This is a genomic window from Streptomyces sp. NPDC111507 (assembly GCF_055638955.1).
Map to the genome: position 1 here is coordinate 111,817 of NZ_JBVKBU010000001.1, position 19,283 is coordinate 131,099.

A 19,283-nucleotide genomic window follows, 5' to 3' on the forward strand; every position below is an offset into this window, starting at 1 on the left:
CCTGAGTACTAGCTGACGAAGTACGTCGGGTTCGGAAGCTTGAACGTCTTGTCGGCGTAGCCTCCGTCGAGGTCGGAGTACTGGTCGCCGAAGTTGGCGACGATGTCGTACCCGAGGGACTCGATGTGCTGACGGGTGCCGGACTTGTACTGCACGGTGGTGCAGTTCCAGGCGGCGGCCGTGGCGCAGGCGCTCAGGTAGGCCGGCGGGTTGGCCGCGTCCTTGAGGAACATGTGGGCGGCGTCGAGGTTGATGTCGGCGCCGACCTTCTTCAGGTTCGTGACCGCGTCGACGCGCTGCGACTCCTTCAGGCCCGAGTTGTAGAAGACCTCGACGCCCCTGGACTTGGCGTACGCGACGAGTTCGAGGGTGCCGAAGACCGCCGGACGGTCGGCCCGGGCCACGTACGCGGCCCAGGAGGCCGAGTTGTACGTGTAGTTGGTCTTCTTCTCGTAGTCGAGGGAGAGCAGCAGCGTGTCGTCGATGTCGAAGACGACCGCGGGCTTCTCGCCCCGGTGCTTCGCCTTGTGCGCCGCCCTGTCGATGTAGCGCTTGGCGTCCGACTCCAGGCGCGACAGGTCCTTGGCGTACTGGCTGTCCTTGGACGCCTGGTACACGCCGTTGCTGTCGAGCGTGGCGCCGTAGTAGGTGTCGATGTCCTTGACCAGGAGCCCGATGTTGTAGGGCTCGTGGGTCGAGTTGGCCGTCGACTGGCCGGCCGTGGCGACGCCCGTGCCGTAGAGGGCTCCGCCGGCGACGGCACAAGCGGCCGCGATGGCTGCCGCTCTGAGGGACTTCCGCATGGATTCTCCGGATCTGAGTGATGGGTGACCAGGTCATTCCGCACCAGGTCAGGGACTGTCTACGCGCATCACGCACGCCATGCGGGAGGCTTTATCCGATCGAGACCTCACCCACAGGGACCGGCCCCACCACTCCACCTGCCGGCGCAACTGCCGTGCGTCCGTGATGGATTACCCGGAGATGACATTCACTTGACCGTCCCTTGAACCGGTTCTCCTAGGGTCGGAACGCACATGCGAACGATGCGTCAGACGGGGAGAGCCGCATGGGTGAGGGCAACGGCAACGGCATGGTCCTGCACATCCACACCGCCGATCTGAAGCGCGCGGCACCGGACTTCCACGAAGGGGCCAAGAACCTCAGCAAGGCACTCACCACCCTCGTCACCACCCTGGACGGCCTGGGAAAACCCTGGGGCGACGACAAACAGGGCAAGGAGTTCGGGGACGCCTACTCACCGCAGCAGAAGAAGATAGAGAGCGCGGCGGGCACCCTCGTACTCGGCCTGGTGAGCATCCACGAGGCCATGAACGACCTGGCGGACGGCACCGTCGACAACGACCAGCTGATCGCGGGAATGTTCACCGAGGTGAAGACCGCCGGGACCGACAAGGCCGGGAGCGACGGTTCCGGTGAGCGTTGAGGACGAGGCCAAGAAGATCCTGCTGAAGCTGGGCCTGTGGTGGCCGGACGCCAACTCCGGTTCGCTGCGGGCCGCGGCGACCGCCTGGCGCACCTTCGCCGACGCGGTCGACGACGTACGGGGACCGGTGCACACGAGTGCGTCCTCCCTCATCCACCACAACACCGGCGAGTCGATCGACGCGTTCGAGAAGTTCTGGAACCGCTACGCCAAGGGCAAGGACGCCGGCTGGCTGAGCGACCTGGCGGAGTCGTCCCGGGCGATGGCGAAGGCCCTGGACAAGTTCGCGGACGCCATCGACGACGCCATCAACAAACTCTGGACGCAGATCGGCATCGACGCCGCCGTGATCGCGGGCGGGGTGGCACTGGCCTTCTTCACGGCGGGCCTCGCCTCCGGAGCCGCCGTCGCGGCGGCCGACGCCATCATCGAGTTCGGCGCCACCATGGGCGTCGCGGTCACCACCACCGTCGCGGAGATAGCGGCGGGCACCCTGGTCGCGGCGGCCTTCGGCGGCATCGAGTCGGTCACCGTCGACCTGGCCGTGGCCCAGCCCCTGAAGATGGCCACCGGTCTGCAGCAGGGCTTCAGCCTGGACGAGGTCAACCAGGCCGCCAAGGACGGCATGATCTTCGGCGGCGCGCTGGGCGCGGGCAGCGGCGTACTGAAGGCAGGCGTGGAGGGCGCGTTCAGCGACACCACCCCCCTCCTGCTGCGCCCGCCGTCCCTCCGCCCCGACCTGGTCGAACTGGGACCCGCCGCGCGCAACGCGGACCGCACGCCGTGCGTCGGCGAGCCGATCGACGTGGCGACGGGCGCCATGCTGATGTCCCAGACCGACCTGACACTGCCGGCCTCCCTCCCCCTCCTCTTCCAGCGCACCCACCTCTCCTCCTACCGCGGCGGGGTCTGCTTCGGCCCGACCTGGATCTCCACCCTCGACGAGTGCGTGCAGATCGACGGCGAGGGGGTCGTCTTCGCGGCGGCGGACGGCATGCGGCTCGTCTACCCCGTGCCGGAGCCGGACGTGCCGACCCTCCCTCTGAAAGGGGCGCGCTGGCCACTGCGCTGGGACGGCAAGCCCGACGGCGTCATGACCATCACCGACCCCACCTCCGGAGTCGTCCGCACCTTCAGCACCCCCTTCTCCTCGGGCTCCTTCGGCGTCTTCCATCTCCCCCTGGACTCCTGGAGCGACCGCAACGGCGCTCGCATCGACATCGAGCGTGACGACGAAGGCATCCCGTTCGGCATCCGTCACTCCGGCGGCTACTACCTCGCCGTCGACACCCGGGGCCCCCGCATCACGGCCCTGCGCCTGCTCGACGAGGCCCCGTCCCGCTACGGCCCCGACGGCCCGGTGGGCGAGGGCACGCTCGTCATGCGGTACGGCTACGACCCGTCGGGCAACCTCAACGAGGTCGTCAACTCCAGCGGCGAGCCGCTCCGGTTCACCTACGACGACCAGGGCCGGATGACGCGCTGGACCGACCGCAACGGCACGTGGTTCTCGTACGAGTACGACGAGCGCGGCCGGGTCGTCCGCACCGAGGGCGTCGACGGCATCCTGTCGGGCACGCTGACGTACGACGACGCGGCGTCCACGACGACGTACAGCGACTCGCTGGGTCGCGTCTCCAGCCATCGCCACAACTCCGAGGGCCTGGTCGTCGAGGAGACGGACCCGCTCGGGCATGTCACGCGCACGGAGTGGGACGAGTGGGGTGCCCAGCCCGTCGCAGTGACCGATCCGCTGGGAAGGACGACCCGTCACGTGTATGACGCCGCCGGGCACCTGAGCGAGATCACCCTGCCGGACGCGTCGGTGACCCGTGCGGCCCACGACTTCCTCGGCCTGCCCACAGAGGTCGTGGAGTCGGGCGGCGCGACCTGGCGGCATACCTACGACGACCGCGGCAACCTGCTGTCCACGGTGGACCCCGCGGGTGCCGAAACGCGGTACGAGTACGACGCATCGGGCCATCTGGCCGTGGTCACGGACGCGCTCGGCCACACACGCCGGGTCACCTCGAACGCCGCCGGGCTGCCCGTCGTGCTCACCGACGAGCTGGGGCACGAGACGACCGTGCGGCGGGGTGCCTTCGGCCGGATCGTCGCGGTGACCGACCCGCTCGGCGGCACCACCCGCATGGGCTGGACCGTCGAGGGCAAGCCAGAGTGGCGGGAGTACGCCGACGGCACCCGCGAGTCCTGGGCCTGGGACGCCGAGGGCAACCTGCTCACCCACACCGACCTGGTGGGCAACACCACCCACCAGACCGCCACACACTTCGACCTCCTGGCGGGCCGCACGGATCCGGACGGCGCACGGTACACGTTCACGTACGACACCGAGCTGCGCCTGGCCAAGGTCACCAATCCCCAGGGCCTGGCCTGGTCGTACCGCTACGACCAGGCCGGCCGGCTCGTTGCGGAGACGGACTTCAACGGCCGCACGCTCACGTACGAGCACGACGCGGCAGGCCGTCTGGTCTCTCGCACCAACGGTGCTGACGAAACACTGCGCTTCACACGGGACGCGCAGGGCCGTGTCGTGGAGCAGCACGACGACTCGGGTGGGGTGACGACGTACGCGTACGGCCCCGACGGCAGAATGTCTCGCGCCGCCAACGCGGACGCCGAGGTCGTGCTGGATCGGGACGCGGTGGGCCGCATTCTCTCGGAGACGGTGGGCGGGCGCACGACGACGTTCACGTACGACGCCGTCGGGCAGTGCACCCACCGGGTGGCCCCATCCGGTCTGGTATCCGAATGGACTTACGATTCTGTGGGCCACCCCGTCGAACTGCGATCGGCAGCCGGTTCGCTAGCCTTCTCGTACGACGCCGTCGGTCGCGAGACCGAGCGCCGGATCGGCGATGCCGCGACGCTCACTCAGAGCTGGAGCGCGACAGGACACCTCGCCGTGCAGTCGTTGACATCGACGGCGGACTCGTCGGAGGCGGATCGTCTTCTCCAGCACCGCAGTTACGCCTACCGAGCGGACGGCGACCTCGTCGAAGTACGCGAGCTCACCTCCGGCACGCGCCGCTTCGACCTGGACGCCATGGGCCGTGTCACGGGCGTACGCGCCCATGGCTGGCGTGAGGTCTACGCCTACGACGCGGCAGGCGGTCCGGTCCGGGCGACGGCGCCCGACCATGCTTGTCCGGGTGACCGTGAGTTCGAGGGCACGCTCGTTGGCCGCGCAGGGCACACCGTCTACGAGCACGACGCCCAGGGCCGTCTGGTCCGCAGGACGCGCAAGCTCCTCAACGGGCAGACGCGCACCTGGACATACGTCTGGGACACCGAGGACCGGCTGACCGAAGCGGTCACGCCGGACGGCGAGCGATGGCGATACGCGTACGACCCACTGGGCCGCCGTGTGTCCAAACACCGCGTGGCCGAGGACGGGTCCCAGGCCGATCGCGTCGACTTCTCCTGGGACGACACCCGCCTGGCCGAACAGACCTGCCAGGACGGCAGGGTGACGACCTGGGACTACGCTCCGGGTTCCCATCGTCCGGTCGCCCAGACGCAACACAGGACCTCCGTCGTCGAGTCCGGCGCGTCGTTCCTCGCCCGGCTGGTCGAAGAGACCGACTCTTCGCACACGACCCGCTTCCACGCCGTGGTCACGGACCTCGTGGGCACCCCAGCGGAGTTGGTCTCGGTGTCGGGAGACCTGGTCTGGCAGCGGCGCACCTCGCTCTGGGGCACTGGCCTGCCGGCTCCGACGGACGAGGAAGCCACCGTGGACTGCCCGCTACGCTTCCCCGGCCAGTACGCCGACCCCGAGACGGGACTCAGCTACAACCACTTCCGCTATTACGACCCCGAGACCGGACGATACGTCTCTTCGGACCCGCTGGGCCTCGCCCCCTCCCCCGATCACCACGCCTACGTGAGGAATCCCCTCGTCGAGTCCGATCCGCTCGGTCTCTTCACCTGCAAGGTGGAGAACGCGCTCAAGGACTGGCAGAGCAGGAGATACCAGTTCGGCAGCGATCAGTTCATGCTCGACAAGAAGAACCTGGCACACGTCCTGGAAAGGCATCATCCTGAGTACTGGGACGGTTCGGTGAAGCAGAAGCAGTCCTTCCTCGACGGAAAGATGTCCGTCAAGGATGTCGAGGACGCCATCACCGAGACCCTGAATCAGAACCGGGACAAGCTGACATCCCGCGGCCCCATGGGCATGTACCAGGTAGAAGGAAAAGTAAACGGAGTAGATTACGTCCTCGGCATCAAGAACGGCCATATCGGCCAGTTCTATCCCGGAACTCTCCCCAAGAAATAGGCCACATGATTGAAATCACCTCCTACCTGCGCACCAAGTCAGGAGGATTCACCCCCGTATCGGACATGACCTCCGCACCTTCGGATCCCTCATACGTCGAGGGCGCCATCGAACTGACGATCAACGGCGTACGGATCCTCGACCAGGAGCTTTGGGACTATGTCGACGAACTCTGGTCCTATATCGGCGACATGGTGCTGAGTCTCAAGCGCGAGGACGAGGCGGCGACGTACTTCCCGGATCAGCCGATCAGGCTTTCGTTCAAGCGCCTGGGCGGGGGACTCGTTCTCGTCTCTCTCACCTACGACGACATCAAGCGCGCCGCCTCCGTCGACGAGCGAGAACTCGTCGAGGCGCTGCAACGGTCGGGCACGAAATTCTTCGCCAGGATGAAGGAATTGCTCCCCGGAAACGCCCCGGGATATGACGACGCGTTGGCAAGACTGATGGGACACATCAATCCATGAGGGCCAACGAGAACATGCACCATCTCGCTGCCGGAACGCATGGGCCGTCCCCAGTGATCATCGCCCTCTTCGCCCTGGGCGGCCTCGCAGCCGTCTGGTGCGGCGGGAGCTGGGCGTTCAACGTGCGCGGGATCGCCGTCCGGAGGGCTGCGAACATCCGCGACAGGCATCAGCTGAGGAGTGGTTCGGTGCTGATGGGGGCCCAGCCTTGGTACCACCGGATGCTCGGGGTGTTTCTCACGGTCGCCGGTCTTGTGCTGCTGACCGCTGCCTACGCCCTGTGGCACCTCAACTGAGCCCACCGCACCAGTTCCTCCGGATCAGTTCATCGTGGCGCCGATCGTCGTGCTGCCCGTCGTCAGGAACGTCGTCGCGGGCAGCGAGCCGTCCGACTTGCGGGAGTTGTACGTCGTCGACGCGTCCGTGGAGACGAAGGACGGAGTGGAGACGCCCGAGTCCCAGTTGTTGCCGGCGGACGTGACCGAGGACCCCTTGGAGACCGCCGCGCTGCCGTTGCTCACCGCCAGGTTCTTGCCGAGCTTCGCGGAGCTGGTGGCGAAGTAGTAGCCGTACTTGCCGTTGGCGTACGCGGTGGTGCGGTTGATGACGATCGAGCCGGTGTTGGAGTTCTCGGTGAAGCCGTTGCCCGCGTCGTCCCAGGCGGCGGAGTTGTTGACGACGTGCGCGACCGTCACGCCGTTCCCGCCGAGTTTGAAGCCGTTGCCGTTGCCCTCGAAGGCGGAGTCGCCCCAGCGGTTCTTGCCGTTGCCGAAGGACCAGGTGTGCTCGATGGTGACCGGCGAGGAGAAGGACCACAGATCGATGCCGTCGTCCGAGTTGTTGTACAGCCGGGCCCCGGTCACCAGGTTGCCTGTGCCGGAGCCGAACTTGATGGCCACGCCGTCCGCGTTCTGGCCGTGCGTGGCGGCGTCGTAGTTGCCGTACGAGTCGATGTTCTTGACCGTGTTGTTGACGGTGCCATCACCCGTCAGCGTGAAGCCGGAGTCGCCACCGTTGATGGTCTTGATGTTGTTCCAGTTCGTGCCGGTGCAGGACTGGCAGACGACCGCGCTGTCCGGGGAGTTCTGGAAGGTGAGGTTGGAGACGTTCCAGTAGTCGGCGGTCAGCTTGAAGATCCAGTCCCCGGCGGGCAGCGACGAGCCGTCGATCTTCACCGTCTCCGTGCCGTACGCCTGGAGGGTGACAGGGCTCGACGAGGTGCCGTTGGCCGTCGACTGGAGGGTGGCCGTCGGGTAGTACGTGCCGGCGCGCACCTGGATGACGGTGCCGGCGGTGGCGTTCTTGATGGCGCTGGTGAGGTCGGCCGTGGTGCTGACGACGACGGTCGCCGCCTGGGCCTGGGTGGGCAGGACGGCGAGTCCGGCGCCGAGCGCCAGGGCGGCGCCGAGGACGAGAGCGGTTCGACGAGACATGGAGTGCGGTCCTTTCGTCGATACGGTGGGGGACTGCTTCGGTACCTTCTTCGGGGCTTGCTTCGGTGCGCTCTTCGGTGGTCCCGTCGGGGACATCACGGGCACCAGTCGCCCAGATACGCCGCACGCGTGTGCGACACGGCTTCCGTGTCCGTGAGCTGGGGACGGTTCTCCGGCACGGTGATCTCCGCGCCGGGGCCGGTGTTGCGGTACTCGCGAAAGCGCATGGACTGCCAGGGGTAGGCCTCGCGCATGTCGACGTAGGGCGCCACCGCGTCGATGCCGGGGCCGAGTTCCGTCTCCCGTACGACCAGGGACGGCCAGGCCGTCGTCTCGTACGACGGCACCCACGGCCGTGCGATCTTGTACGCACCGTCCTGCGCGCCCGAGGTGACCCGGCCGCGCAGGGCCAGGAAACCGTGCGGGTTGGCGCGGGCCGTCGAGGGCGCGAAGACCATCCCCTCGGGTGTGAAAGCGACGTCCCGGTCGAGGGTGTGGAAGTGGCAGCGCTCGAAGACGGCGGTGGCCCGCCCGAAGACGAAGTCGACGTCGCCCTCGATATAGCAGTCCCGGTAGTACTGGCGGTCGAAGGCGGTCAGGGCCGTCGTGTCCGCGAACAGGGTGTCCTGGTGTGCCAGCAGGCGGACGTGGATGAAGGACGAGCGGTCCCCGGTGACGTACGCCGCCACCGCCTGGGTCCCGGTGATGTCCGGGTGGTCGGCGCGCAGCCAGTCGTTGGCGAGCGTCAGCCCGTGCACGGTGAGCCCCGGCGCCGCCGAGGTGAAGGTGGCGGAGCCCGCGGTGCCGTACGTTCCGGAGCCGTCCGGTTTCGGAGTGCCGTTGGCATGGTCGTGCACGATGACGGCGTCGCGCGGGTCGCGGCCGGCGCCGAGCAGCGTCAGGCCGGCCTTGTCGGCGGGGATGTTCACGACCTCGCGGTACGTGCCCGGGTGCACGACGATCGTCCAGCCGGCGCCCGTCACCGCGTCGACGGCGGCCTGGACGGAGTCACCGGGCCGGACGTGCAGCACCCGGCGCCCGCCCGCGAAGGCGGGAGTCGCGCCGCGGACGCCGAGCGCACCGGCCGTGGCGAGAAAGGCGCGTCGGCGCATCTCAGCACCCCTTCCACGGTGTCCAGTCGCCGAGGTACGCCTCCCGGGTCGCCGACTCGGCCTCCCCGGGGCTCAGTTGGGGACGGTTCTCCGGGACGCTGATGACGGCGCCCGGCCCCGTGTTCCGGTACTCGGCGAAGCGCTGGCTCTGCCACGGGTAGGCATCCGCCATGTTGGTGTAGGGCGCGACCGCGTCGATCCCGGCGGCCAGGCGGGTGTCACGGACGGTCAGCATGGGCCGGGCGGTGGTGTCCGAGCCGGGCACCCAGGGACGGGCGAGCTTGTAGTACGCGTCCGGGGCCTCGCTGCTGACACGGCCGTGGGCGACCAGGTAGCCGCGCGGGTTGGCGAGCGCGGTGGAGGGGGCGAAGACGAAGCCGTACGGGGCGGTCGCCAGGTCCGTGCGGTTCAGGGTGCGGAAGTGGCAGCGCTCGAAGACGGCGGTCGCCCGGCCGAAGACGAAGTCCACGTCACCTTCGACGTAACAGTCGCGGTAGTACTGGCGGGCGAAGGTGCCGAGCGCGATCGAGTCGGCGTACAGCGTGTCCTGGTGGCCCAGGAACCGGCACCCCACGAAGGCCGAGCGGTCGCCCTGCACCTTGACGGCGACCGCCTGGGTGCCGGTCATCTCGGGGTGGTCGGCGCGCAGGAAGTCGTTGGCGAAGGTGATCGAGCGGGCGCTGAACCCGTCGGCCTGCACGGTGGTGGTGGCCGACCCGGTGGTCCCGTAGGTGCCGCCGCCGGGCTTCGGGGTGCCGTTGGCGTTGTCGTACACGACGACGACGTCACGCGGGTCCCCGGAGGCGCCGATCCAGGTCATCTCCGTACGGTCGACACCGACGGCGACCGTCTCGCGGTACGTTCCCGGCGCGACGACCAGCGTGTATCCGGCCCCGCTGACGGCACTGACGGCGGCCTGGACGGTGGTGTGGTCGCCGAGGCCGCCGGGGTGGACGTACAGGGTCCGCTCGGTGAGCCGGGCGGACGGCGAACCGTAACGCCCGAAGGGGGACTTCCCCTGGGGCCGCGCCTGGGCCCGTGCGGGAGTCGCGAGGCCGAGCGCGAGAGCGGCTCCGGCGCTGGCGACGAGGAAGGTTCTCCGGCCGGGGACGGCAGGGCCGGGTGTGGTGGTGCCGGGTGTGGTGGTGCGGGAGAGCATGGCGATGCTCCTTCGCTGTGCCGCGCGGCTCAGAGGCCTCGCGGGCTCTGCGGGAGGGACGAAGGGCCGGAGCGGCACGCCCTGGATGACGGGCGGTGCGGAGCCGCTCCGGCCTGACCTGGAGGGCTGGAACGACCGGATCAGCCGGTCGGCCGGATCAGCTGGTCAGCAGATTTTTCCGGCGCCCGCCTCGTGGTCCACGATCCGCGGCACCGCCCTGGGCGAGTCGACCTTCGTGCGCAGGGTCGGCGTCCATCCGGCCCCGGACTGCAGCGTCTCCGCCGGGATCTCCGCGTTGTGCACGGCGATCAGATCGGTGGCCGCCCCGTTCACGTAATTGTCCGCCGCGGTGAGCGGCGCCTCCTTCCACTTCTTCAGGACGGTCGCCGCGCTGACCCCGGCAGGCAGCGTGAACGCGTTGTGCTCGGCGACGAGTTGGGACTCCATGCCGATGCCGTAGCTGTAGGAGTAGCCGTCGCCCGCGACGAAGTGGTTGTTGTACGAGTCGACCTGACCGAAGCGGACGCGCGGCGCGCGCTCGACGAGGTTCGAGAACAGGTTGTGGTGGAAGGTGACCTTGAGGTGGCCCCGGTCGACCGCCGCGGTGGACGCGCTGTCGCTGTTGCCGATGAGGATCGTCTTGTCGTGGTCGGCGAAGACGTTCCAGGAGGCTGTCACGTAGTCCGCGCCCTTGACGATGTCCAGCTCGCCGTCGTGCTGCTCGAAGATCCGGCCGAAGTACGTGGGCAGCGTGCTGTCGGGGTGGTCCCCGTCGGTGAAGGTGTTGTGGTCCAGCCAGACGTGCGTGGAGCCGTACACCACCGCGCTGTCGTACTCGGAGTTCCAGTTGCCGACGGAGGTGTCGGTCGGGTCCCACTGCGGGAAGCAGTCGAGCGGGCTCTCGAAGGTGAGGTTGCGGACGATGACGTTGTCCACGGCCTTGATCTGGAGGCTGGCGCCCTTGAACCCCGCGCCCTTGCCGAGGCCGACGAGGGTGGTGTTGGCGGGGATCTCCGCCTTGATGGCGGTGTCCTGGTTGGCGGCGGAGGCGCGGCGCAGGCCTTCGGGACTGTCGTCGGGCTCGGCGTCCAGGTTGGTGCCGTATCCCCAGTTCTCCGGCGAGTACTTCTGCAGATAGGCGTCGAAGTCGTAGCCCGGCGCGGCGAAGGAGTCGCAGCCCTCGGCGTTGGCGTCGATCGTGCCCTTCACCTGGATGATCTTCGGGGCGGTGCCGCCGTTCTTCAGCGCGGCCTTGAACTCGGCCCAGGTGGTGACGGTGTACACGTGCGCGGCGTCGGCCGCCGCACCACCGGAGGTGCCCGTGCCGTACGAGCCCCAGCCGTCACCGGCGGCGAGGGTCTGTCGGCCGAGGTCGCCCGACCGGGCCTGGGCCTGGGCGGTGGTGCCGGTGACGGCGAGGGCCAGGGCGGTGCAACCGACCAGCAGGGCCGTCGCCGCCGGCCTTGCTGTGACATGGGCATGCCATCTCTGTGTGTTCACTGTGCGGCTCTCCTTCTGGCGGAGGTTCTGTGGGAGGGGGTTACGCGGCCGCGTCCGGCCAGGTGATCCAGGACTCGGGGACTTCCTCGTCCAGCCGGCGCACGTCCCGGTGTGCCAGCACCCGGCGGTGCAGCAGCTCGGCCGCGACGAGACGGGCCACGGCGATCGCACCCGGCGGGTTGAAGTGGGTGTTGTCCTGCTCGGTCGCGGTCCAGTTGAAGTACTTCTTGGTCTCCTCGACGCCGAGTCGCTGCCACAGGGCGATCGACAGGGCCTGGATGTCGAGCAGCGCCACGCGCTCCTCCTCGGCGAGGGCACGCATCGCCGCCGGGTAGTCGCCGTGGGTCGGCACGGCGTTGCCGTCCGCGTCGAACCTGCGGCGCTCGACGGGGGTGGCGAGGACCGGGCACGCCTTCTGGGCGCGCGCCCCGTCGATGTACTGCCTCAGGTAGTCCTGGTACGTCGTCCAGGGCTCGGTGTAGCGCGTGGGGTCGGCGCTCTTCTCGTCGTTGTGGGCGAACTGGACGAGCAGGAAGTCGCCGGGCCGGATCGCCCCGAGGATGACGTCGAGCCGCCCCTCGTCGACGAAACTCTTCGAACTGCGCCCGTTCACGGCGTGGTTGGCGACGTCCAGGTGCTCCCGCAGGAAGAACGGAAGCGCCATGCCCCAGCCGGTCTCCGGCACGGCGTCGGCATACTTCTGGGCGGCGGTGGAGTCACCGGCGATGTAGAGGGTGCGGTGACGCTGGGTGGCCTGTGCGGTGCCGGTCGCCGCAAGGGCGACGGGAACGGCGGCAAGAGCCGCCGAGGTGACCTGTCTACGCGTAAGGGACACGAACGTGTGCCTTTCAGCAGGGGGAGGGGCCCGCGCCCCTGTCTTCGGGGGCGCGGGGAACTGCGCGACCAGCCACAACGGCCCCGCAGCCAAAGACCGGCCGAACCACCCGAGTTGTCAGTGGTTCGCCTTCCAGTCCGCCTGCGCCTTGTTCAACTGGTCGGCCAGCGTGTCCAGGAACTGCTTCGCGCTCATCTTCCCGAGCAGCAGCTTCTGGAAGTTCGGCTCGTTGTCGGACTTGGAGATCGTGTTCCAGTCCGGCAGGTAGTACGGCAGCTGCACGATCTTGGTGCCGGCCCCGTTCAGCGCCTCCGCGGCCAGCTTGGTGGGCTCGGCCTTCTGGATCCACGCGTCCTTCGCCGCGTCGGTGTTCGCCGGGACCTGTCCCGCCGACTCGTTGAACTTGGAGTTCTCCGCCGCCGAGAGGGCGAACTCGATGAACTTCCAGCCGGCCGCCTTGTTCTTGCTGGACTTGAACAGGCTCATCCCGTCGACCGGGTTGGACACCTGCACGCGTGTGCCGTCGTCCTGCGTCGGGTTCGGGATGCCGCGGAACTTCTCCGCGCCCAGCGCCTTCACGTGGTCCTGGTAGGAGCCGAGGTTGTGGCTGAGCATGCCGATGGTGCCGCTGTCCCACTGCGCGACCATCTTGGTGAAGTCGTTGTTGACGTCGGCGGACGGGGTGTCCTTCTTGTACAGGGCGATGTACTTCTCGAGGGCGGCGACGTTCTTCGGGTCGTTGACGGTGGTCTTGTCGCCGTTCCAGAACGAGGTGATGCCGGTCTGGCCGTACACCGCGTCGAGGGCCGGCGCGATGGCGCCCTCGCCGCCCCGGATGGTGAAGCCGAACTTGTTCTTGCCCTTGTCGGTGAGCTTGTCGGCGGCGTCGTAGAACTTCGACCAGGTGGTCGGGGCGTCCACTCCCGCCGCCTTGAACAGGTCCGTCCGATACCACAGCGTGCCGTTGTTGGCGGAGGTCGGCACCTGGTACAGGGCGTCACCGCCGCCCGCGGACCGGCTGACGTCGAGCAGGTTCTGGCTCAGCTTGCCGTCCAGCGAGCTCCCCTTGAGCCGGCTGTCCAGCGGCTCCAGCGCTCCCTGGACGGCGACCTCGGCGAGCATCGCGGTGCCCACACCGCCGACGTCGGGCAGGCCGCCGCCCTGGATGGCGGTGTCGTACTTCGACTGGGCGCTCGCCGCCGGGATGCCGACGTACTTGACCTTGATGTCCGGGTACTTCTTCTCGAAGTCCGCGATGATCTGCTTCCAGATGTCGGTGCGGACACCGCCGTTGTTGTCCCAGAAGGTGATCTCGCCCTTGCCGGAGCCCTCGGTGCCCTTGTCGCCCGCCGCTCCGCTGCCGTTGTCGCCGCAGGCGGTGGCGGTGAGCGCGAGCACGGAGCCCAGGGCGACGACCGTCGCGGCGCGCCCGGTTCTGCGGATGTTGATCTTCATTGATCGGCTCTCTTCTTCTGGATCCAACGGGGTTGTGGGGTCTTGTCAGCGGACGGAACTGGTGATGCGGAACTGCGTGAACGAGGCCGTGCCGGCGTGTCCCCCGCCGACGGGCGCGAGTGCGAAAAGTCCGAGCAGGGCGCCGACCCAGCGCCAGGGGGTGGCGGCGAAGACCTGGCCGGAGGGCTGCCGGCCGCCCCCGACGTCGTAGGAGAACCGGCAGCGCGCCCCCGCCCCGCTCTCGATCCACAGCCGGGCCCGCCCCTCGGGCGCCTCTCGCGGATGCGCGGCGTCGCGCTCCCTCCCCCACTGCCCTAAAGGCGTGGGAGGTGCCCCCATGGCGACCGGCTCGGCGAACCGGTGCACGAGCCGCACCGACCCGTCCGCCTCCCGCTGGAGCCCGATCCAGCTGAAGGCGTCGCCGAGCACCGCGAGTCCCGCCCGTGCCCCCGGCTCCTCGCTGTCGAGGCGCAGCTCCACCTCGACGGTGGCGGGGCTGCCGGGCAACCGCTGGGTGAGGACGTTCGGCAGTCTGCGCAGGTCGTGCGCGTCCACCGTCCGTACGCAGCTCAGCCGCAGCCCGTCCCCCGAGTGCTGGGTCGCCCAGCCGTCCTGCCGGTTGGCGGTCCACTGCCACTGCCGTCCGAACCGGCCGCCGGGGAAGTCGTCGTCGGTGGCGGGCGCGGAGGGCGGCTGCGGCGGCAGTCGGGGCTTGCGGTGTACGGCGACGGGGACACCCTTGTCACCGAGCACCGGCCAGTTGTCGTCGCCCCAGCTCATCGGCTGAAGGTGGACGACACGTCCGTAGGGTCCGCGCTGCTGGAAGTGCGCGAACCAGTCCTCGCCTGCCCCGGTGCGCACCCAGCCGCCCTGGTGGGGGCCGTTGACCTCGGTGTCCCCCTGTTCCAGCACCACCCGCTCCTCGTACGGGCCGAAGAAGCCGCGCGAGCGGAAGGCGCCCTGCCAGCCGGTCTCCACTCCCCCGGCGGGTGCGAAGATCCAGAACCAGCCGTCGTGCCGGTAGGCCTTGGGCCCTTCGAGGGTGAACCAGCCCGGGATCCGGTCCGCGTCGATGATCACCTTGCCCTCGTCGAGGAGTCCGGTGCCGTCGGGGCGCATACGGTGGCCGGTGAGCCGGTTCTTCACGCCCGCGCGGGACTTGGCCCAGGCGTGTACGAGATACGCCTCTCCGGTCTCCTCGTCCCACAGCGGGCAGGCGTCGATGAGTCCCTTGCCCTCCTTGACCAGATGCGGCCGGGTCCAGGGACCGCGGATCTCCGGGGCGTTGACCTGGAAGATGCCGTGGTCGGGGTCGCCCCAGAAGATCCAGAAGCGGTCGTCGTGGTGCCGCAGGGACGGCGCCCACACCCCGCGATCGTGCCTGGGTTTCCTGAAGTCCCTCGCGGGTTCGAGGAGTTGGAGGGCGTGTCCGACGAGCGTCCAGTTGACCAGATCGCGGGAGTGCAGGAGCGGCAGGCCGGGCACGCGACCGAAGCTGGAGGCGGTGAGGTAGAAGTCGTCGCCCACGCACAGGAGGTCGGGGTCGGACCAGTCGGCGTCGAGGACCGGGTTGCGGTAGGTGCCGTCGCCGAGGTCGGCGGAGGTCAGCGCCATCAGGGGCTCACCGCCTTCCGTACCAGCGTCGCGGCCTCGCTTCTGCCGAGGGTGCCGTCCGCGACGACCGTGACGACCCGGCGTACGACCGTCTCCCCGGGCGGGATCGGCAGCCGTTCGGTGTGCGCGAGACAGGAGCCGACACCCGGGTACTCGGTGGTGCGCACGAACCACGGGTCGCGGCGGGTCGCCGCGGTGGCCCCGGCGAAGACGAGGGTCCAGCCCGCGCCCCCGAGGGCGAGCCAGTCGGCGGGGGCCCCGTGGACCGCTTCCTCGCCCTCGGTGTCGGCGGTGAAGACGCGCGGCGCCCGTGCTTCCTTGCGGGCCCGCCAGAAGAAGCCGCCGTAGGCCGCTCCGGGCCGCCCGTTGGTGGCCGGGCTGCCGATCGACAGGGGGTGCTTGGTCGTGTTCGTGAGGGAGAAGGTGAAGTCCAGCGCCCAGGCGGAGTCGGTGAGTTCGGTGACGGCGACCGTGCGGCGCTCGCGCAGCAGCTCGCCGCCCGCGGCCACCCAGCGCAGCTCCTCCACGAAGCCGTCGGGGTCGCGCAGCTGGAATCCGGAGTGCCGCTGGGCGCCGTGGTTGGCCAGCTCGGTGGGTCCCTGGTCGCGGACGTAGGTGCGGCCGCCCCAGAAGTTGTGCCCCTCGACGTCGGGAACGGCGACACCGACGCCGAGGTGGTGGGTGTGGTCGGCGGGGCTGAGCTCGGTGACAGCCGTGCCGGCCAGGGTGGTGACCGGGTGGAGGTAGGGGCGCGGCGAGAGGCGGGGCGCGAGTTCGGGCCGGGTGACGTACCGGCCGACCGGGCGGCCCGCGACGCGCAGGACGAGCGAGTCGGTGCTCTGCGCGTGGTTCATGGAGTGCTCACCTCGCTTCCCACCTTGTTCGCGGCCTGGTTCGGCCGGGCCCAGGAGGCGCCGAGCTCGGAGTAGAGGGCGAGGGTGTCGGCGGCGGCCGCGACGAGCGCGTCGATGCCGGGCACGACCCTGCGGTTCTCCTCGGTGAGCGGCTCCCAGGCGCCGGCGGGCAGCGCGAGCGGGTCCGGCGCCTGCCGGATCGCTTCCACCACCTTCATGAAGGCACCCGTCGTATCCGGCGCGACCAGCAGTTCGGCGCCCTCCGTCAGATGCGCGACCAGGTTCTCCAGCAGGTCCGTACGGCCGTACTCGATCTCCTCGGGGCCGTGTCCCGACCGCTGCACCAGCACGCGGTCCTGCTTGTACCAGAAGGTGATGCGGCCGCTGGTGCCGTGCACCAGGACGTACGGTTCGCCGGGCCGCTCGGCACACAGCGTGGCGGCGACGGTGACCCGGCCCCGCGGGGTGGTGATCCGTACGCAGGACGTGTCGTCCGACTCGATGTCGTTGGCGTGCAGCAGCTCCGTCTCGATCGCGGTGACGTCCTCGGCGCGGGTGGACCCGTTGAGCGCGAGGGCGGTGGCGACGGCGTGCGCGAGGGGGTTGGTCAGCGCCCCGTCGATCACGTCCACGCCGTTCAGACGGCGCTTGCCCGCCCACGGCGCCCGCCGGTAGTACGCCTCGTCGCGTGCCCAGGCGCCCGCCCCGCCGATCCCGGCCACCTGGCCGATCACACCCTGCGCGATCAGCTTCCGGATCGCGGGCACGGCGTGCGAGCCGAGCGACTGGAAGCCGATCTGGCAGACGACCCCGGCCGCGGCGACCCCGTCGGCCATCCGGCAAAACTCCGCGTACGACGGCGCGGGCGGCTTCTCCAGGAGCAGGTGTACGCCCTTGCCCGCGGCGATCAGCGCCAGGTCGGTGTGGGTGGGGATGGGCGTGCAGATCACGGCGATCGCGGCGCCGGTGGAGTCGAGGAGGGCGCCGAAGTCGGCCGACTGCTCGACGGTCTGCCCGTTCAGTTCCTCCGCGTCGAGCGGGGTCAGCTCGCAGATGCCCGCCAGCCGCAGAAGCCCCTTGTCCTGGAGCCGGCGGATGTTCTCCAGGTGCCAACGGCCGTGGCCGCGCGCGCCCGCGAGAACGACGGGCAGCGGCAGTTGTCCGGTGAGCGTGCTGGACGGGAATTCCTCGGTGGGCCTCATCCCTTCACCGCCCCCGCGCTGAACCCGGTGATCAGCCACTTCTGGATGAAGGCGAAGACGATGACGACGGGGACGGCCGCGATGATGCCGCCCGCGGCGAGCGCGCCCAGGTCGACGCTGTCGGAGCTCATCAGCGTGTTGAGTCCGACGGGGATGGTCTGCTTGCTCTGGTCGCTGAGGAACATCAGGGCGAACAGGAAGTGGTTCCAGGCGTGCACGAAGGCGAAGGAGCCGACGGCGATCAGCCCGGGCCGCAGCAGGGGCAGGACGACGATCCGGAAGGCGGTGAAGCGGTCGCAGCCGTCGACCCAGGCGGCCTCTTCGAGCGAGTACGGGACGTTCCTGATGAACCCGCTGATGAGGATCATCGACAGCGGCAGCTGGAAGACCGTCTCGGCGATGATGACGCTGCCCAGCGAGTTGATCATCTGGAGCTTGGCGAAGATCTGGAAGAGCGGGACCAGGAGCAGCGCGCCCGGCACGAACTGGGAGCAGAGCAGCGCCAGCATGAAGCCGCGCTTGATCCTGAAGTCGAAGCGGGCCAGGGCGTAACCGCCGGCGAGGGCGACGAGGGTCGTCATCACCAGGGTGGCGACTGCGATGAGCACGCTGTTCTGGAAGTAGGTCCCGAAGCTGCGGTCGTTCCACACCTTGTCGAAGTGGTCGAAGGTCATGGGCCACGGCACGAGCGAGGTCGAGCCGGCCGGGCGGAGCGCGAAGAGCAGGATCCAGTAGAAGGGGATCAGGGTGAAGAGGAGGTAGAGGGAGAGCGGGAGGTAGATGTGCCAGCGCGGGACCTCGTCCCAGGCGCGGCGCTTCTTTCGCGGGCGCTGCCGGGGTTCCTGGGCGGGCGGGGCGGGCGCCGCGGGGGCGCTGATCGTGGCGTCCTCGGTGATCACTTGTCCCCGCCTCCGAACTTGCTCAGCCGCAGATAGACGACCGAACAGAACAGCAGAATCACGAACGCGACCGTGGTGAGGGCGGACGCGTAGCCGAAGTTGTGGGCGTCGACGCTGGTGTTGGCGATGTAGAGCGGGAGGGTCGTCGTCTCGCCCGCGGGACCACCGCCCGTCAGCGTGTAGAGCAGGTCGACGTTGTTGAACTCCCACACCGCGCGCAGCAGCGTGGACAGGATGATCGCGTCCTTCAGGTGCGGCAGCGTGATGTGCAGGAACTGCTTGAAGCGGCTGGCGCCGTCGACCTCGGCGGCCTCGTACAGGTCCTTGGAGACGGACTGGAGGTCGGCGAGGATCAGGATCGCGAAGAAGGGGACACCGCGCCACAGGTCGGCGACCACGGCCGCCGGGAAGACGGTGGAGGTGTCCGACAGCCAGCTGGTGCCGTACTGTCCGATGCCCGCGTCGGCCAGGTAACGGGTGATGCCGGTCTGGGAGTTGTAGAGCAGCACCCAGATCGCGGAGGTCAGCACGCCGGAGACGGCCCAGGGCGAGAAGACCAGCGCGCGGCCGACGGCCCGTCCCACGAAGGTCTGGTTGACGATCAGCGCGAGCGCGAGCCCGAAGAGCAGTTGCAGGCCGACCTCGACGAAGACCCACTTGGCGCTGAAGGTGAGTGTGTCCCAGAACTGGGGGTCGCTGGTGAAGGCGTGGGTGAAGTTGTCGAAGCCCGCGAAGCCGTTGCGCCACGGTTTGGTGGGGTTGTAGTTCTGCAGGCTGTAGTAGAAGACGCTGATGACCGGGTAGGCGATGAAGCCCAGCATCAGCAGGCCCGCCGGGGCGATCAGCAGATACGGGAGCTTGCGGGGCGTCGCCGAGCCACGGCGCCGCCGGGGTGGCGCGGGCTGTTTCGCCACGACTGCGGCTTGGGCCATGACTGTTCTCCGTTCTGGCGGGTGCCGTGGAACGCTTGCTGTACCGACAGGAAGCGCTTGCTACGTACACA

The 19,283-nt window shown here is 69.1% G+C and carries 16 protein-coding genes; 4 read left to right on the top strand and 12 right to left on the bottom strand.

The genetic code is table 11. The annotated features are described in order from the left end of the window. Positions 1–8 precede the first annotated feature (8 nt). Positions 9–803, bottom strand: a complete 795-nt coding sequence (locus ACZ7M2_RS00540) for an HAD family acid phosphatase (RefSeq protein ID WP_471593569.1) — start codon at positions 801–803, stop codon at positions 9–11. Positions 804–1,069: 266 nt separating this feature from the next. Here ACZ7M2_RS00540 and ACZ7M2_RS00545 point away from each other — a divergent pair, with 266 nt between their 5' ends. The 4 genes from ACZ7M2_RS00545 to ACZ7M2_RS00560 are packed head-to-tail and all read left to right on the top strand — an operon-like array spanning position 1,070 to position 6,513. Then, entirely contained in the window at positions 1,070–1,447 is a 378-nt protein-coding gene (locus tag ACZ7M2_RS00545) for a hypothetical protein (RefSeq protein WP_471593570.1), read from the top strand. After that, entirely contained in the window at positions 1,437–5,750 is a 4,314-nt protein-coding gene (locus ACZ7M2_RS00550; RefSeq protein ID WP_471593571.1) for a DUF6531 domain-containing protein, read from the top strand. Before ACZ7M2_RS00545 ends, ACZ7M2_RS00550 begins: the two co-directional genes overlap by 11 nt. 5 nt (positions 5,751–5,755) lie before the next feature. Next, the gene (locus ACZ7M2_RS00555; RefSeq protein WP_471593572.1) at positions 5,756–6,217 is read left to right on the top strand and encodes a hypothetical protein; all 462 of its coding nucleotides are present in this window, start codon (positions 5,756–5,758) and stop codon (positions 6,215–6,217) included. After that, positions 6,214–6,513: a hypothetical protein gene (locus ACZ7M2_RS00560; RefSeq protein ID WP_471593573.1), complete on the top strand. Its 300-nt coding sequence runs from the start codon at positions 6,214–6,216 to the stop codon at positions 6,511–6,513. Before ACZ7M2_RS00555 ends, ACZ7M2_RS00560 begins: the two co-directional genes overlap by 4 nt. A 24-nt stretch (positions 6,514–6,537) precedes the next feature. On the opposite strand, the gene ACZ7M2_RS00565 is transcribed toward ACZ7M2_RS00560, so the two are convergent. The 11 genes from ACZ7M2_RS00565 to ACZ7M2_RS00615 form a co-directional block, all read right to left on the bottom strand. After that, complete coding sequence (locus ACZ7M2_RS00565) at positions 6,538–7,650, bottom strand: right-handed parallel beta-helix repeat-containing protein (protein WP_471593574.1); 1,113 nt, start codon at positions 7,648–7,650, stop codon at positions 6,538–6,540. 95 nt (positions 7,651–7,745) lie between these two features. Further along, the gene (locus ACZ7M2_RS00570; RefSeq protein WP_471593575.1) at positions 7,746–8,762 is read right to left on the bottom strand and encodes a pectinesterase family protein; all 1,017 of its coding nucleotides are present in this window, start codon (positions 8,760–8,762) and stop codon (positions 7,746–7,748) included. 1 nt (position 8,763) lies between these two features. Next, a complete protein-coding gene (locus ACZ7M2_RS00575) occupies positions 8,764–9,921 on the bottom strand; it encodes a pectinesterase family protein (RefSeq protein WP_471593576.1) in 1,158 nt (385 codons plus the stop codon). Positions 9,922–10,086: 165 nt separating this feature from the next. Then, positions 10,087–11,421, bottom strand: coding sequence for a pectate lyase family protein (locus tag ACZ7M2_RS00580; RefSeq protein WP_471593577.1), 1,335 nt, complete (start codon positions 11,419–11,421; stop codon positions 10,087–10,089). A 40-nt stretch (positions 11,422–11,461) separates the two neighbouring features. Continuing rightward, positions 11,462–12,256 (bottom strand): rhamnogalacturonan acetylesterase, encoded by a 795-nt coding sequence (locus ACZ7M2_RS00585; RefSeq protein ID WP_471593578.1) that lies wholly within the window; start codon positions 12,254–12,256, stop codon positions 11,462–11,464. Positions 12,257–12,373: 117 nt separating this feature from the next. Then, on the bottom strand, positions 12,374–13,711 hold the full coding sequence (locus ACZ7M2_RS00590; RefSeq protein ID WP_471593579.1) for an ABC transporter substrate-binding protein: 1,338 nt from the start codon (positions 13,709–13,711) through the stop codon (positions 12,374–12,376). Between the two features lie 45 nt (positions 13,712–13,756). Beyond that, positions 13,757–15,325 (bottom strand): glycoside hydrolase family 43 protein, encoded by a 1,569-nt coding sequence (locus tag ACZ7M2_RS00595; protein WP_471593580.1) that lies wholly within the window; start codon positions 15,323–15,325, stop codon positions 13,757–13,759. Beyond that, a complete protein-coding gene (locus ACZ7M2_RS00600) occupies positions 15,325–16,179 on the bottom strand; it encodes a DUF6807 domain-containing protein (protein WP_471593581.1) in 855 nt (284 codons plus the stop codon). Before ACZ7M2_RS00600 ends, ACZ7M2_RS00595 begins: the two co-directional genes overlap by 1 nt. Further along, complete coding sequence (locus ACZ7M2_RS00605; RefSeq protein ID WP_471593582.1) at positions 16,176–17,381, bottom strand: Gfo/Idh/MocA family protein; 1,206 nt, start codon at positions 17,379–17,381, stop codon at positions 16,176–16,178. Before ACZ7M2_RS00605 ends, ACZ7M2_RS00600 begins: the two co-directional genes overlap by 4 nt. Beyond that, positions 17,378–18,280: a carbohydrate ABC transporter permease gene (locus tag ACZ7M2_RS00610; RefSeq protein WP_471593583.1), complete on the bottom strand. Its 903-nt coding sequence runs from the start codon at positions 18,278–18,280 to the stop codon at positions 17,378–17,380. Before ACZ7M2_RS00610 ends, ACZ7M2_RS00605 begins: the two co-directional genes overlap by 4 nt. Further along, entirely contained in the window at positions 18,277–19,212 is a 936-nt protein-coding gene (locus tag ACZ7M2_RS00615; RefSeq protein WP_075026190.1) for a carbohydrate ABC transporter permease, read from the bottom strand. Before ACZ7M2_RS00615 ends, ACZ7M2_RS00610 begins: the two co-directional genes overlap by 4 nt. Positions 19,213–19,283: the final 71 nt, after the last annotated feature.

Coding starts and splice junctions, on each gene's coding strand:
- ACZ7M2_RS00540 (WP_471593569.1), bottom strand. CDS start 803: ATGCGGAAGTCCCTCAGAGCGGCAGCCATCGCGGCCGCTTGTGCCGTC.
- ACZ7M2_RS00545 (WP_471593570.1), top strand. CDS start 1,070: ATGGGTGAGGGCAACGGCAACGGCATGGTCCTGCACATCCACACCGCC.
- ACZ7M2_RS00555 (WP_471593572.1), top strand. CDS start 5,756: ATGATTGAAATCACCTCCTACCTGCGCACCAAGTCAGGAGGATTCACC.
- ACZ7M2_RS00560 (WP_471593573.1), top strand. CDS start 6,214: ATGAGGGCCAACGAGAACATGCACCATCTCGCTGCCGGAACGCATGGG.
- ACZ7M2_RS00565 (WP_471593574.1), bottom strand. CDS start 7,650: ATGTCTCGTCGAACCGCTCTCGTCCTCGGCGCCGCCCTGGCGCTCGGC.
- ACZ7M2_RS00570 (WP_471593575.1), bottom strand. CDS start 8,762: ATGCGCCGACGCGCCTTTCTCGCCACGGCCGGTGCGCTCGGCGTCCGC.
- ACZ7M2_RS00575 (WP_471593576.1), bottom strand. CDS start 9,921: ATGCTCTCCCGCACCACCACACCCGGCACCACCACACCCGGCCCTGCC.
- ACZ7M2_RS00590 (WP_471593579.1), bottom strand. CDS start 13,711: ATGAAGATCAACATCCGCAGAACCGGGCGCGCCGCGACGGTCGTCGCC.
- ACZ7M2_RS00595 (WP_471593580.1), bottom strand. CDS start 15,325: ATGGCGCTGACCTCCGCCGACCTCGGCGACGGCACCTACCGCAACCCG.
- ACZ7M2_RS00600 (WP_471593581.1), bottom strand. CDS start 16,179: ATGAACCACGCGCAGAGCACCGACTCGCTCGTCCTGCGCGTCGCGGGC.
- ACZ7M2_RS00605 (WP_471593582.1), bottom strand. CDS start 17,381: ATGAGGCCCACCGAGGAATTCCCGTCCAGCACGCTCACCGGACAACTG.
- ACZ7M2_RS00615 (WP_075026190.1), bottom strand. CDS start 19,212: ATGGCCCAAGCCGCAGTCGTGGCGAAACAGCCCGCGCCACCCCGGCGG.